Origin of the sequence: Gordonia sp. NPDC058843, assembly GCF_042743165.1 — a bacterium.
Taxonomy (GTDB): Bacteria; Actinomycetota; Actinomycetes; order Mycobacteriales; family Mycobacteriaceae; genus Gordonia.
Map to the genome: position 1 here is coordinate 23,419 of NZ_JBHYNC010000029.1, position 13,560 is coordinate 36,978.

Consider the following 13,560-nt stretch of genomic DNA (forward strand, 5'->3'; position numbering starts at 1 on the left):
CGTTCGGCGGTACTCCGGCCGGTGGGCGTCTAGAGGGCCAGGCCGATGCCGAGTGCGACGAGTCCGAGCGCGGGAACGACTCCCTGCTTGAGTGCGGCCGCGATCTTGTCGGGACTCGACAAGGCCAGCACGAGCGCGGCGGCCGCCATCGACGCGGTGCCGGTGATGACCAGCGTGGCCCCGATGGCCGTGGACCCGCCGATGACGAAGGCGATGCCGACGAAGACGGTGATCGCGAGGAACAGGTTGTAGAACCCCTGGTTGAACGCGAGCTCCTTCTGCGTACTCGCCTGTTCCACGGTTCCGGTTCCGAACGTCGCGCGTGCCCGCTTGCTGGTCCACGCGATCGACTCCAGATAGAAGATGAAGACGTGGACGAGCGCGGCGACCGCGGCGAGTACCAGACCTGCGATGACCATTCCGTGTACTCCTCGTACTCGACGGGTGCGTCGAAGACGGTGTCCCGACCGGTCCAAAATACCGTCGCTGCTCAGGCTCCTGATCGGCGACACCGTGAGCCGTCAGTCGCGGTCCGGTGACTCCATCTCCCGCTGGTCGATGAGCCCGTCGCGGGCCCGTTGCTCCTGATACGCCAGTCGCCCGATCCGATGCGCCACGACCGGCGCGGTGATCAGGGCGAACAGCCCGGCGAGGACGAGCATCCCGCTGTCGACGTTGTCGCCGAGCCGGAGGACCGCGCCCAGCAGGATGAGGAGCAGGCCGAAGGTCTGCGGTTTGGTGGCTGCGTGCATGCGGCTGAGGGTGTCCGGGAAGCGGACGAGCCCGATGGCAGCGGTGACCGCCATCAGACAGCCGATGAGGAGCAGCGTCGCGCTGATGATGTCGATGATCATGTCTGGTCGTCCCGTACCCGGAAACGAGCGATGGCGACCGATCCGACGAAGCTCAGCAGCGCCAGGGCAACGATCGCCGGCACGACGGTCGAATCACGGCTGAACGCCGCCCATGTCCCCAGACCGCACATGCACAGCGCGATGAGCACGTCGAGCGCGACGAGTCGGTCCAGCGTGGTCGGGCCGCGCAGGATGCGAACCATGGTCAGGGCAGTGGCGACCAGCAGCATGCCGGCGGCGATCGTCCACACGTAGTTCATGAATCCCCCCGTTCCGGCTCGGTCGCGGTCGGTCGCCGATCCGACTCGGGTTCGTCGGGTGGCGATGCTGTGTCGACCGATCGGTCCGCCGCGCGCACGTGGTGGAATTCCTCGTCGATGCCGTGGAACGGACTCGGATGCCACTCACTGTCCCGCTCGAACGCCTTGATGAACATCCGCTCGACGTAGGAGACCTGATCGTAGAAGGCACGGACCTTCTTCTCCGACCGGACATCGAAGACGTGCACGTAGAGCATCCGGCGCCGGTGATCGATCTCGAGGACCATCGTGCCCGGCACCAGGTTGAGGTAGTCCACGGCCAGTGTCAGCACCATGTCGGACTTGATCGCCACGCGCACCCGGACGACGGCGCCGAGCGGCGGCCGGCCGGGACGGATGGCCATCCAACCGATCTGCACGCTCGACACGAAGAAGTCGACGATCAGCCGGAACAGCAACTGCAGCACCGACAGCGGATGGATACGCCCCTCCACCGGGACGCGCGGCAACGGCAGCACCGTCAACACCAGGATCGCCAGCACCACGCCACCGATCACGTTGGCCCAGGACAGCGTGCCCCACAGCAGAACCCAGACGAACGTCAGCCACGCGATGGTCCACAGCCGGACCGCGACCTCACGCCCGTCGCTCCCCAGCCACTTCGGCAGGTGGGTGTGCGATCGCAACCACACCAGCGCACCGATCAGGTGCCAGAAGACGAACAGTAGCGACACCCGCCACACATTGATGACGAGGGACAGAACCGGACCTTTGGTCGACACCACCGGTGGGCGCCGTCTCGGGACGCCGCTCGAACCCTGGACTCGTTCGTCCGCTCGATCCTCGGCGTTCATCGGGTACCACCTCCGCCCAGCACCGCGTCGACGTAGACCGCGCGGTCGACGACGTCGGTGGCCGCGTGGTCGGTGAAGTCGAAGATCGGTCCGGCCCACAGGGTGAGTACGAGTCCTGCGGCCACCATCGCCATCGTCGGCAGCACCATCATCACGGGCATCCGGCCGACGTCCTCACGGTCGGAGAAGGCGGCGTCGTCGGTGCTCTCGTCGATGAGTGCGGAGGGCCCCTTGTCGGCGAGTTCTCCTTCGGGGGCGTCGGCACGCGGCCGCCAGAATCCCTTCGTCCAGATACGGGCCATCACATAGAGGGTGAGCAGGCTGGTGATCACCGAACCGGCGACGAGAATCCAGGCCAGCACGGAACCGTCCTGGGTACCCGCCTCGAGCAGGGCGACCTTGCCGATGAAGCCGGAGAACGGCGGGATGCCGCCGAGGTTCAGCGCGGGCACCAGGAACAGGATCGCCAGCAGGGGGCTGGCGATGAGCCCGCCCAGGCGGCGGAGCGACGCCGAACCGGCTTGTCGTTCGATCAATCCGACGACCAGGAACAGCGTCGTCTGCACGAGGATGTGGTGGGCGACGTAGTAGATCGCCGCCGACATCCCGAGGTCGGAGGACAGCGCGATCCCGAAGATCATGTAGCCGATGTGACTGACGAGAGTGAACGACAGCAGACGTTTGATGTCGGACTGGGCGATCGCACCGAAGATGCCCACGAGCATCGTCAACAGTCCGGCGACCAGCAGCACCGTGTCCATCGTGCCGCCGGGGAACAGCAGCGAGTGCGCGCGCACGATCGCGTAGACGCCGACCTTGGTCAACAGGCCGGCGAAGACGGCGGTGACCGGCGCCGGAGCGGTGGGGTAGGAGTCGGGCAGCCAGGTCGAGAGCGGGAACACCGCGGCCTTGATGCCGAACGCCACGAGCAGCACCGCGAACAGCGCATTGCGGGTTCCGTCCGGGACGTCGTCGAGGCGTACGGCCATCTCGGCGAGGTTCAGGGTGCCGGTCGTCGCATAGGCGAATGCGATGCCCGCCAGGAAGATCAGCGACGACACCATCGAGACCATGACGTACGAGGCGCCGGCGCGCACGCGTTCGGCGCTGGCACCCAGGGTGAGCAGCACGTAACTCGCGGTCAGCAGGATCTCGAACGAGACGTACAGGTTGAACAGGTCGCCGGCGAGGAACGCGTTGCAGACACCCGCGGTCAGGATCAGGTAGGTCGGCAGGAAGATCGACGTCGGCTGCTGGGCCGTGCCGTCGCGGATACCCTGGCCGATCGCGTAGACGATGACGCACAGCAGCACGATCGTCGACACGACGAGCATGAGTGCCGCGAGCTGATCGACGACCAGCGTGATGCCGAGCGGACCGTTCGGGTTGCCCTTGTCACCCCACCCGCCGATCGCGACGGCGAAGGTGCCGTGCCGATCGGTGAGGTAGAGCATGATGCACGACGCGACGAACGCGACCGAGATGGCCACGATCGACACGAACCGCTGGAACTTGGGACTGCGGCCCAGCAACAGCGAGACCGCGGCGGCGCCCAGCGGGACGAGTGTCGGCAGGGTGATCAGGACGGGAATCCACGACTCTTGCGGGGTCATCGGTCACCCCCGTCCTCGTCGGTCTGTGGTTTCTTGTCCGGGCCGACCACGTCGCGGTCCGGCATCTCGTTGTGGTCGACGACATTCGGATCGGCATCGTCCTCGCCGGACCCGTCCGGAGCTGCGACAGCCGCTTTGGCACCCACCTCGTCCGGACCGAGTTCGCCAGGGCCGTACACATCCGGCCCGACCTCGCGAGAAGCGCTCTGCGTCGAGGTCTCGGGGTCCGGTTCCTCTTCGGCGCCGCCGATCTCGTCGATCACATCGGAGTCGGTCGGCATGATGTCGGTCTCGTAGAGAGCGGCGTGGCGGGCGGCGGCCTCCTCCGGGGTGAGGGGGTTGCCCTTGTCGTCGAAGTAGTCGCCCGTGGGTGTGTCCGAGTGGGTCAGCGGATCGTCGCTGCGATCGCGGTCGGGTGCCGTGCCCAGTGACCCGCTCAGGATCTTGACGTCCTCCTCGTCGTCCTCGACGTCGTCGTCGTCGCGGTTGATCACGAACAATCGGTAGACCAGCGCGAGGACGAAGGCGGCGACGCCCATCATGATCACGATCGCGGTGAGGACCATGCCCTGGGCGAGCGGATCGGCATCGGCCGCCCGGTTCTCCGAGGACCGGCCCATGATCGGCGGATTCCCCATGCCACCGGATACGACGATGATCATCAGGTTGAGCGCGTTGCCGACCAGCAGGAGCCCGAACAACATCCGGACCAGACTGCGTTCCATCAGCAGGTAGACCCCGCAGGCCGCCATCGCGCCGATGACGAGCATCAGCGAGAGATTGGTGCTCATCGGCTCACCTGCTCGGTGGTGGCACTCGTGGTGTCGCCGCGGCTGTTCTCGATACGCGCCGCGGTGCGGGCGATGGTGGTCTCCACGTCGAGACGTGCGCCGAGACTCCGCAGCACGTCGAGGACGAGACCGACCACGATCAGGTAGATGCCGAGGTCGAAGAACAGGGCGGTCACGAACTTGATGTCGCCGAGGACCGGGACGGTGACCTCGAAGACCGCCGACGAGAGCGCGGGCGCACCGAGGAACATCGAGACGATCGCGGTCGTCGCGGAGACGGCCAGTCCGGCTCCCAGGATGCGACCGGGCTCCACCGGTAGGGCTTCGCCGAGCTCGTAGCGCCCGCCCGCCAGGTACCGCAGCACGAGGGCGAGGCCCATTGTCAGCCCGCCCGCGAAGCCGCCGCCCGGTGCGTTGTGGCCGGCGTAGAAGAAGTAGATCGACAGCACGACCATCGTGGGGAACAGCAGACGGGTCGTCGCCTCGAGGACCATCGACCGGTGGCGCGGGTCGCGCAAGCCCGAACCGAGGAGCCACGTGGTGCGGTCCGGTGGGACGTGGTCGTCGTCGTCCACGTTGTCGCCGGCCTGCAGGCGGGCGGCGTCGGCCACCCGCGGGGCGGCGCCGAAGCGACGGTTGCGGAACACCATCGACGCAACGCCCGTGGCGGCCGCGATGAGCACCGACACCTCGCCCAGGGTGTCCCAGGCGCGGATGTCGACGAGCAGGACGTTGACCGCGTTGGCGCCGTGGCCGTACTCGTAGGCGGCATCGGGCAGGTCGACGTGGAGCGGTTCGGTCGACCGGGCCGATGCCGCGAACAGCCCGATGAGGACCAGCATGGCGCCGAAGGCGAGTCCGATGAGGGCGCGCAGCGGCTTGAAGCCGGTGGCGTGCCGCTTCTCGGGTTCGGCCGGCAGCTTACGCAGGACCAGCACGAAGATGACCAGGGTCAGCGTCTCCACCAGGAACTGGGTGAGTGCGAGGTCGGGGGCGCCGTACAGCGCGAACAGCATCGCGCAGCCGTAGCCGGTGATACCGACGACGAGTGTCGCGGCCAGGCGGTTGCGCAGTAGGACCGCGGCCAGCGAGGCGGCGACGATGCAGCCGCCGATCACCAGCTGAACAGGTGTGGCGGTGTAGTCGATGCTCAGCCGATCGCGCGCACCGGCGAACAGCACGATCGTCGGCAGCAGGATCGCGGTGCACAGGATGACGCCCTGCGTGACCGGGAGCGAGCCACGCTGCGTGTTGCGGGTCAGCAGCAGCGACAGGGTGTCCGCACCGCGCAGGGTCGCGTCGTAGATGCGGTCGGCGTTGACCAGTGGGCGGAACCCGAAGACCCGGTCACGGATGCGCCGGATGCCGAGGAACAGCAGCACTCCGCCGACGATGACGATGATCGAGAAGACGACGGGGAGGCCGAACCCGTGCCACAGCGCGAGGTGCTCCAGTTCGTGGCCGTAACCGTCGAGGGTCTCCGCGTACGGCTCGAAGAGGTTGCCGAGCTGCGGACTGAACACGCCGGCCGCGACGCCGGCCGCGGCGAGTGCCACGGGCGAGAAGTAGAACGGCCACTTCGGCGGATGCATCTTCGCGACCGCCGGACTGGGGGTGTTGCGCACCTTGCGGCCGAACGCGCCCCAGAGGAATCGGAGCGTGTACGCGCAGGTGATGATCGAGCCGACCAGCAGGACGATGTCGACGGCGTGGGCCTGCCACGAGACGAACGCCCCGGTCTCCCACACCGACGCGAAGGCGGTCTCCTTGCCGACGAAGCCGAGTGTGACGGGGATGCCGGCCATGCTGGCCCCGGCGACTGCGGCGGTGATCGCGAGTCCCGGCAGCCGATGGCCGAGTCGGGCGAGTTTGCGGACGTCGCGGGTGCCGGTCGAGTGGTCGATGATGCCGACCACCATGAACAGCGATGCCTTGAACAGAGCGTGCGCGACGAGCATCGCGATGCCGGCCATGGCGACGTTCGCGTCGCCGATACCGACCAGCACCGCCATGAAGCCGAGTTGGGAGACGGTACCGAACGCGAGGATGAGTTTGAGGTCGAGTTCGCGCAGTGAGCGCCACCCGCCGAGCACCATCGTCACCAGGCCGAGGCCCACCACGGCGACCTGCCAGCTGATCGTCACCGAGAACGCGGGGGCCAGCCGCGCGATGAGGTAGATGCCTGCCTTGACCATCGCGGCCGCGTGTAGGTAGGCGCTGACCGGTGTGGGCGCGGCCATGGCGCCGGGGAGCCAGAAGTGGAACGGGACGATGGCCGACTTGGTGAGAGCGCCGATGAGCAGCAGGACGACCGCGATGTCGACGTAGACGCCGGTCGGGGGTGCCGAGATGATCTCCGAGAGCAGGTATGTGCCCGAACGTTCGCCGAGCATGATGATGCCGACGAGCATGGCCAGACCGCCGAAGGTGGTGACCAGCAGAGCCTGCGTGGCGGATCGACGAGCCGTCGCGCGCACTCCGTAGAAGCCGACCAGCATGAACGAGAGCACGGTGGTGAGCTCCCAGAACACGTAGAGCACCAGCATGTTGTCGGAGATGACGAGACCGAACATGGCTGCGGCGAAGGCGACCATCTCGCCGCCGAACACGGCGACCCGAGGGCGGGCGTCGTCGAAGTAGTGCGCGCAGTAGCAGAGCACCAGGGCGCCGACCCCGAGGATGAGCACCGACAGGATCGCGGTCAGCGTGTCGAAGCGGGTGACGATGTCCATCTCGAGCGAGGGGACCCAGCGGACCGTTTCGACTCGGGCGGCGGCCGCGTCGGCCGGAGGCCAGTTGAGGACGACCCAGATCAGCCCACCGAGCGGCGCGAGTGCGAGTACGTAGAAACCACGGGTACCCATCCAGTGGATGACTGCGGGCGCGATGAGTGCGCACACTGCCAACGCAGCCAACACAGTGATCAAAAGGGCACTCCGTCTTCCTCCCGGCGGGGTGTCACGGGCGAACACCCGCGGGCGCTACTTTACCGTTGCCCGTATGTTCCGGTTCGACTGGCTCCGGCGTACCGCCGTCATCACCGCTGCTGTCCTGCTGATTTTCGGTCTCGTCGTGGGTTGCGCGGACGAGGAGCAGGCCGGCCCCGACGGTGTCCCGCTTCCGTCGGACTTCCCCGTCGCGCAGGTGCCGCTCATCGACGGACATGTGCTCTCGGCGAGTGGCAGTCGTTCCGACGGCTGGGAGGTCACGGTGCAGGGGCCGGTCAATGCCGGTAACCAGCTCGAGGCAGCGACCGAGAAGCTGATCGAGGCCGGCTTCGCCGAGTCGCACCGTTCGACCGAGGGCGGTCAGTCGGTCGTCGTGCTGTCGGCGACCAAGGAGGGGACGACCCACTGGGTCCAGATCGGCGCGTCCCCGCAGGCCGCGGGCGGCGGGTCATCGGTCTTCTATCTGGTCAACGTGGAATAGCCGGGAGCCGGTCTCTCCTGGTCCCCACCCGCCGTCCCCCATGCCGAAGCTGCGATACATCGGACAGAACATGTCAGCTGTTGACCTAACGTCTTTCGATTATTAAGCTGTGCTGTGATCCGCTTCACAGGCGGCGCAACGGTGTGGTCCGCGCTGGTCCGCCGGGTATTCCTCGAGGAGAACTGCCTTTCATGACAACCACAGAACAAGCGACCGATCCGCTCGAGACCGTGTCCGATCGCGATCAGGTGTTCATCGGCGGCCGCTGGGTCGATTCGACCGGTGACGAATGGATCGAGGTCGTCGACTCCTACTTCGAGCGAACGGCGGCACGCGTGCGCGCCGCGACGGCCGACGACATGGCTCGTGCGGTCGCGGCGGCGCGGACCTCCTTCGACAAGGGGGAGTGGGCGAGCAAGCCGATCGCCGAGCGGGCCGCGATCATCGACACCATCGCCGACCGGTTGGAGGCACGGACCGCCGAGCTGACGACGCTCGGCGTCGTCGAGGTCGGTGTGCCCGTCCCGGTGAGCGCGATGACGCAGCAGATGACCGTGGGTTTGTTCCGCGCGGTGGCCGAGGAAGCACGCAAGGTGACACTCCGCGAGGATCGGACGCGGGCCGACGGGGGGATATCTCGCATCCTCAAGGAGCCGAGCGGAGTGGTCGCGGCCATCATTCCGTGGAACGGCCCCATCGGCACGATCGCGTTCAAGGTGATCCCGGCGCTGGCGGCGGGTTGCTCGGTCGTGCTGAAGACCTCGCCCGAGGCGCCCCTGTCGCCGTCGGTGTTCGCCGATGTGGTCGGGGAACTGGTCGACGAGGGTCTGATCCCCGAGGGTGTCCTCAGCGTGCTCGTCGCCGACCGTGAGGTCTCCGAGTCGCTCGTGACCGATCCGCGGGTCGACCACATCACCTTCACCGGCAGCACTGCGACCGGGCGCCGGATCATGAACCTCGCGGGTGATCGGGTCGCAAAGGTCTCGCTGGAACTCGGCGGCAAGTCGGCGGCGATCATCCTCGACGACGCCGACCTGAACACCGTCATGCAGAACCTGCCGATGGCCGGATGCATGCAGTCCGGCCAGGCCTGTATCGCTCTGACTCGCGTCCTGGTGTCGGCTGCGCGACACGACGAGGTCGTCGAGGCGTACAAGGCTGCGCTCGGCATGATCCCGATCGGAAACCCCTGGGAGGAGACGAATTTCCTCGGCCCGCTGACGTCGGCGCGGCAGCGCGACCGGGTGGAGGGTTACATCGAGGCGGCGCGCAGGGACGGTGCTGAGGTCGTCCACGGAGGTGGCCGCGTCGGAGACCAGGGGTTCTTCGTGCAACCGACCATCATCGACAACGTGCGCAACGACATGACCATCGCGCAGGAAGAAGTGTTCGGACCGGTGATCTCGATCATCACCTATCAGGACGAAGATGACGCCGTGGCCATCGCCAACGACTCCGAGTACGGCCTCTCGGGTGCGGTGTTCACCTCCGATCTCGAGCATGGATTCGAAGTGGCGCAACGTATCCGGACCGGGACGGTGAATGTGAACACGTCCGTCATCGACTTCACGCTGCCGTTCGGTGGCTACAAGCAGTCCGGTGTCGGGCGTGAGGGTGGTCCCGAGGGGCTCGAAGAGTTCTTCGAGCTCAAGACCGTTCATCTCCCGGCGCCGCAGCCGGAGGCCTAGCAACCACAGCGTCCCCGCATGCCGAAACGGCGTGGCACCCGCCACGCCGTTTCGGCATGTCCGCACTCACTCATCATTCGCGCGGTTCGGATGCTTGTGCCGTAATCAGTTGCCGGGAACCACTTCTCACTTGTACGAGCTGCTGACAAATATCGCTTGACGTCTCATGTCTTTCGGCTTACGGTGGGTGTCGAGGGTGGCGGACGTCACATGATCGAGACGGTCCTTCTCGGACGCCTCTTCCCCCGACCCGGCGGCATCGCGTTGTCCGTGAGTGCCTTTCGACAGACGCCGGTGATTTCAACGAGAGCAAGGAATCGAAACTCATGAAGCTTGAAGGTAAAGTCGCGCTCATCACCGGCGCTGGTTCCGGACTCGGCAGGCAGTCGTCTCAGCTGTTCGCCGGCGAAGGGGCCAAGGTCGCCATCGTCGACATCGACGCCGATCGCGCCGAGCAGACGGCGAAGCTGGTCGAGCAACAGGGCGGCGACGCCATCGCCATCACCGCCGATGTCGCGGACAAGTCCGCGATCACCGCGGCGGTCAATCAGACCGTCGAGCACTACGGCAAGCTCGACATCGCTTGGGCGAATGCCGGAGTCGTCTCCCGCGGTGGGGTTCCGAGTGTCGCCGGAGGCGAGCAGGTCGACTTCGAGGACCTGACCGAGGAGGACTGGAACAACGTCCTCGGCGTGAACCTGAGCGGCGTGATCTTCACCGCGCAGGCTGCGGTCCCCGCGCTCAAGCGCAACGGTGGCGGCACCATCATCGCCACCTCGTCGGCCGCCTCGTTCGTCGCCTATCACCAGATCGCGCTGTACTCGGCGACCAAGGCCGGGGTGAACGGTCTGGTGCGCGGTCTGAGTCTCGACCTGGGCCCCTACGGTATTCGCGTCAACGGCATCGCGCCGGTCCACGGCATGTCGCCGAACTTCCTGATGCCCGCGGGCTCACCGGTCGTCGGACAGTCCTATGAAGAGGTCGCCGGGCCGTGGGATCCGTACGTGTCGCCGATCCCGCTCAAGCGCAACCGACCGCCGTCACTCGTCGACAACGCGAAGATCGCGCTGTTCCTCGCGTCGGACGACTCGGCGTACATGTCCGGTCAGGTGATCGGCTCGGGCGACGGCGGCACCCTGTCCCGCGTGGGCATGTGGTTCCCGGAGGACCTCGACCAGAAGAACCCGAACGCCTGACCATGTCGTCCCCTCAGCCCAGCACTATCACCGTGGATCGCGTGGCGTGCGCGGGTCACGGGCTGTGCTACGGGGTCGCCCCGGATCTGATCGATGCCGACGATCAGGGCGACCCCGTGGTGCCCGAAAGGCCTCTCGCACCAGGTGAAGCAGCTCTGGCCCAAGAAGCCGTGGCCATGTGTCCGGAAAGGGCACTGGCCCTGCAGACCATCGAAGACCCCACCAGCAAGGACTAGTGATGACAACTACGGAACGGTCCCGCGAGGATGTCACCGTCGACTTCGACGTGTACGACCAGTCCATCGCAGCCCCGATCGATCGATTCCAAGAACGTGCCGCAGAACTCGCCGCCAAGGGTCCGGTCGTGTACTCGACCGCGTACGGCGGTCACTGGATAGTCACTCGCTACAACGAGATCCACGAGGTCTTGCGTGATGCGGAGACCTTCTCCAGCTACCCCAACAACCTGGTGACCAACGAGGCCTTCGGGAAGTTCATCCCGATCGAACTCGATCCCCCGGAGCACACCGGGTATCGAAAAGCCCTGCAGCCGTTGTTCGGTCCGGCCCGTATGAAGAAGCTGACGGACGAGATCCGAGATGTGGTCAACGACCTGATCGACGGTTTCGCCGCGAAAGGCGAGGCCGAATACATCTCCGCGTTCGCCCACGAGCTACCGGCCCGGATCTTCCTGGCGCTCATGGATTGGCCCATCGAGGATGCCCCGCTGTTCACCGAGGCGACCGACGTCGTCCTGTTCGGCAAGCCCGGCGGTACCGAGGAGGAATCCCTCGAGGCGCGCGGCATCGCCGGCATGCAGATGCTGGGCTATTTCCAGAAGATGGTCGACGAGCGGCGCGCCAACCCTGGCGACGACGTCACCTCGCAGCTCATCCACACCGAGGTGGAGATGCAGGACGGACTGCGTCTGCTCACCGACGAAGAGCTGAACCGGATGTTCTTCCTGCTGCTGATCGCCGGACTGCACACCGTTCAGGGCTCACTGGCCTGGGCGATCGTGCATCTGGTGAACAATCCCGGTCAGCGGCAGGACATCATCGACGACCCCGATGCCATCCCGACTGCGGTCGAGGAGATCCTGCGTATCGAGGCTGCGGTGGTCCCCGGGCGTCGCGCGACGCGGGACGTCGAGCTGGGCGGAATGAAGATCTCCGAGGGAGAACAGCTCATCCTCATGCTCTGCTCGGCCAACCGTGACGGTGACGAGTTCGACGAACCGGACGAGCTCGACCTGACCCGAAAGCCCAACCGTCACCTCGCTTTCGGCGGCGGCGCGCACCGTTGCCTGGGATCGCATCTGGCGCGTATCGAGCTCACGATCGCCCTCGAAGAGCTGCATCGGCGCATCCCGGACTACGAACTCGTCGAGTCCGATCCACCGGTGTTCCATGCCAGTCAGGTCCGCGGGTGCGTGCGGATGCCGATCCGGTTCACGCCGGAGTCCTGACCGGCGGTGGATGATCGGACGACGCCGGGGCGGCGGGTTGACTCTCACCTGCCCGCCGCGCCGGCGCCGGCCGTCGAATACCCGACCGATTGCCCGGTAAAACTTATTACTGTAGGTTTAAGGAGTGCCATTCCGGCCCGGGTGAGCACGTTCCCCAGTCGCAACAACCACTCCATCACGGAGGGACTCATGACCACTTCGCTTCCCCGTCAGGACCGCATCCGCCGCGCGCTCGAGCTCTTGCGCAACGAGACGACGGACAAGTTCGACGATCTCGTGCAGTTCGAACCCGACGAGTTCACCGATCCGGTGCTCGCCAAGGACGAGCGTGATCACATCTTCGGCCGCGTACCGTCGATCGTTGCGCACGGAAGCGAGATCTCGCGGCCGAACGACTTCGTCACCGTGCAGATGCCGCGCAACAACATCATCGTGGTGCGTCAGAAGGACGGGAGCGTCCGGTCATTCGTGAATCTGTGCCGGCACCGCGGTGCGATGCTGGAACAGAGCGAGAAGGGCCGTTGCCGCATCTTCTCGTGCGGCTACCACCGGTGGTCCTACGATCCGGACGGTTCGCTCCGGACGATCACGCGTGACGCCACCTTCGGCGAGGTCGACCGGCAACAGCACGGACTGATCGAGATCCCCACCGAGGAGCGCCACGGATTCATCTGGGTCGTGGACAACGCGCACGCGGAGATCGACGTCGCGTCGTGGCTTGGCCCCGACATCGACCCGATGCTCGCCGAGTACGAGATGGACAAGCTCGTGTGCTTCCGGGCCGGTGGATTCGACGAACCCACCAACTGGAAGATCATGCAGGATGCGTTCCTGGACGGCTACCACATCCAGTACGCCCACCCGAACACCGCCGGGAAGATCATCCACACCAACGTGATGGCGTTCGAGGACTTCGGCCGGCACTGCCGGTTCATCGCCCCGCGCAAGTCGATCGACCGTTTCCTCGAAGAGGATCCGGGTGACATCCCACTCGACAAGTACGTCACCGAGACACACTTCCTGCTGCCCAACAGCACGCTGCTCCGGCAGCCGGACCATTTCCAGCTGTTGACCTTCCGGCCGCACCCGACCGATCCGACGAAGTCGCGGATGGAGCAGCGGCTGCTCGTGCCGAAGGTCGAGGACAGTGGGATGCCGCAGGAAAAATGGGACCGGATCTGGAACAAGAACTGGGAGATCCTGCTCGCCGTGCTGCACCAGGAGGATTTCCCTCTGCTGCGCGACTCGCAGCGCGGTATGGGCAGCGCCGACGCCGGCGACATGCTGCTCGGCCGCAACGAGATCGCGAATCAGGTCTTCCGCCGGGAGACCAAGAAGCTCGTCGCGCAGGGCCGCGCCGAACTGAACGCCTGACGACGACGCCGGGATCGGTGAAAGCCGGTCCGG

13 protein-coding genes are annotated in these 13,560 nt (G+C 66.3%); 6 read left to right on the forward strand and 7 right to left on the reverse strand.

Translation table 11 applies throughout. The features are described from left to right. Nucleotides 1-29 precede the first annotated feature (29 nt). The 7 genes from ACFW3F_RS17800 to ACFW3F_RS17830 all read right to left on the reverse strand — a co-directional run bounded on the left by ACFW3F_RS17800 (nucleotide 30) and on the right by ACFW3F_RS17830 (nucleotide 7,299). A complete protein-coding gene (locus ACFW3F_RS17800) occupies nucleotides 30-419 on the reverse strand; it encodes a DUF1304 domain-containing protein (RefSeq protein ID WP_388059665.1) in 390 nt (129 codons plus the stop codon). 102 nt (nucleotides 420-521) lie between these two features. After that, on the reverse strand, nucleotides 522-854 hold the full coding sequence (gene mnhG / locus ACFW3F_RS17805) for a monovalent cation/H(+) antiporter subunit G (protein WP_388059667.1): 333 nt from the start codon (nucleotides 852-854) through the stop codon (nucleotides 522-524). Next, nucleotides 851-1,114 (reverse strand): monovalent cation/H+ antiporter complex subunit F, encoded by a 264-nt coding sequence (locus tag ACFW3F_RS17810; protein ID WP_388059669.1) that lies wholly within the window; start codon nucleotides 1,112-1,114, stop codon nucleotides 851-853. Before ACFW3F_RS17810 ends, mnhG begins: the two co-directional genes overlap by 4 nt. Further along, on the reverse strand, nucleotides 1,111-1,968 hold the full coding sequence (locus ACFW3F_RS17815) for a Na+/H+ antiporter subunit E (RefSeq protein ID WP_388059671.1): 858 nt from the start codon (nucleotides 1,966-1,968) through the stop codon (nucleotides 1,111-1,113). The genes ACFW3F_RS17810 and ACFW3F_RS17815 overlap by 4 nt, the downstream gene beginning before the upstream one ends. After that, the gene (locus tag ACFW3F_RS17820; RefSeq protein WP_388059673.1) at nucleotides 1,965-3,581 is read right to left on the reverse strand and encodes a Na+/H+ antiporter subunit D; all 1,617 of its coding nucleotides are present in this window, start codon (nucleotides 3,579-3,581) and stop codon (nucleotides 1,965-1,967) included. Before ACFW3F_RS17820 ends, ACFW3F_RS17815 begins: the two co-directional genes overlap by 4 nt. Beyond that, nucleotides 3,578-4,372, reverse strand: coding sequence for a Na(+)/H(+) antiporter subunit C (locus tag ACFW3F_RS17825; protein ID WP_388059675.1), 795 nt, complete (start codon nucleotides 4,370-4,372; stop codon nucleotides 3,578-3,580). Before ACFW3F_RS17825 ends, ACFW3F_RS17820 begins: the two co-directional genes overlap by 4 nt. After that, nucleotides 4,369-7,299 carry a Na+/H+ antiporter subunit A gene (locus ACFW3F_RS17830; protein ID WP_388059676.1) on the reverse strand — a complete coding sequence of 977 codons (2,931 nt, stop codon included), beginning with the start codon at nucleotides 7,297-7,299 and terminating at the stop codon, nucleotides 4,369-4,371. The genes ACFW3F_RS17825 and ACFW3F_RS17830 overlap by 4 nt, the downstream gene beginning before the upstream one ends. Nucleotides 7,300-7,372: 73 nt before the next feature. Here ACFW3F_RS17830 and ACFW3F_RS17835 point away from each other — a divergent pair, with 73 nt between their 5' ends. From ACFW3F_RS17835 to ACFW3F_RS17860, 6 genes are all read left to right on the forward strand, one after another. After that, nucleotides 7,373-7,801, forward strand: a complete 429-nt coding sequence (locus ACFW3F_RS17835) for a hypothetical protein (protein WP_388059678.1) — start codon at nucleotides 7,373-7,375, stop codon at nucleotides 7,799-7,801. 191 nt (nucleotides 7,802-7,992) lie between these two features. Further along, entirely contained in the window at nucleotides 7,993-9,489 is a 1,497-nt protein-coding gene (locus ACFW3F_RS17840) for an aldehyde dehydrogenase (RefSeq protein ID WP_388059679.1), read from the forward strand. A gap of 326 nt (nucleotides 9,490-9,815) precedes the next feature. Further along, nucleotides 9,816-10,685, forward strand: a complete 870-nt coding sequence (locus ACFW3F_RS17845) for an SDR family NAD(P)-dependent oxidoreductase (protein ID WP_388059681.1) — start codon at nucleotides 9,816-9,818, stop codon at nucleotides 10,683-10,685. Between the two features lie 2 nt (nucleotides 10,686-10,687). Continuing rightward, nucleotides 10,688-10,921, forward strand: a complete 234-nt coding sequence (locus ACFW3F_RS17850) for a ferredoxin (protein ID WP_388059683.1) — start codon at nucleotides 10,688-10,690, stop codon at nucleotides 10,919-10,921. Nucleotides 10,922-10,923: 2 nt separating this feature from the next. Beyond that, nucleotides 10,924-12,153, forward strand: coding sequence for a cytochrome P450 (locus ACFW3F_RS17855; RefSeq protein WP_388059685.1), 1,230 nt, complete (start codon nucleotides 10,924-10,926; stop codon nucleotides 12,151-12,153). A gap of 189 nt (nucleotides 12,154-12,342) precedes the next feature. Continuing rightward, nucleotides 12,343-13,527, forward strand: coding sequence for an aromatic ring-hydroxylating dioxygenase subunit alpha (locus ACFW3F_RS17860; RefSeq protein WP_388059686.1), 1,185 nt, complete (start codon nucleotides 12,343-12,345; stop codon nucleotides 13,525-13,527). Nucleotides 13,528-13,560 lie beyond the last annotated feature (33 nt).

Excerpts from the sequence above, each read along its gene's own strand:
- ACFW3F_RS17800 (WP_388059665.1), bottom strand. The coding sequence starts at position 419 with ATGGTCATCGCAGGTCTGGTACTCGCCGCGGTCGCCGCGCTCGTCCAC.
- mnhG (WP_388059667.1), bottom strand. The coding sequence starts at position 854 with ATGATCATCGACATCATCAGCGCGACGCTGCTCCTCATCGGCTGTCTG.
- ACFW3F_RS17810 (WP_388059669.1), bottom strand. The coding sequence starts at position 1,114 with ATGAACTACGTGTGGACGATCGCCGCCGGCATGCTGCTGGTCGCCACT.
- ACFW3F_RS17815 (WP_388059671.1), bottom strand. The coding sequence starts at position 1,968 with ATGAACGCCGAGGATCGAGCGGACGAACGAGTCCAGGGTTCGAGCGGC.
- ACFW3F_RS17820 (WP_388059673.1), bottom strand. The coding sequence starts at position 3,581 with ATGACCCCGCAAGAGTCGTGGATTCCCGTCCTGATCACCCTGCCGACA.
- ACFW3F_RS17825 (WP_388059675.1), bottom strand. The coding sequence starts at position 4,372 with ATGAGCACCAATCTCTCGCTGATGCTCGTCATCGGCGCGATGGCGGCC.
- ACFW3F_RS17835 (WP_388059678.1), top strand. The coding sequence starts at position 7,373 with ATGTTCCGGTTCGACTGGCTCCGGCGTACCGCCGTCATCACCGCTGCT.
- ACFW3F_RS17840 (WP_388059679.1), top strand. The coding sequence starts at position 7,993 with ATGACAACCACAGAACAAGCGACCGATCCGCTCGAGACCGTGTCCGAT.
- ACFW3F_RS17845 (WP_388059681.1), top strand. The coding sequence starts at position 9,816 with ATGAAGCTTGAAGGTAAAGTCGCGCTCATCACCGGCGCTGGTTCCGGA.
- ACFW3F_RS17850 (WP_388059683.1), top strand. The coding sequence starts at position 10,688 with ATGTCGTCCCCTCAGCCCAGCACTATCACCGTGGATCGCGTGGCGTGC.
- ACFW3F_RS17855 (WP_388059685.1), top strand. The coding sequence starts at position 10,924 with ATGACAACTACGGAACGGTCCCGCGAGGATGTCACCGTCGACTTCGAC.
- ACFW3F_RS17860 (WP_388059686.1), top strand. The coding sequence starts at position 12,343 with ATGACCACTTCGCTTCCCCGTCAGGACCGCATCCGCCGCGCGCTCGAG.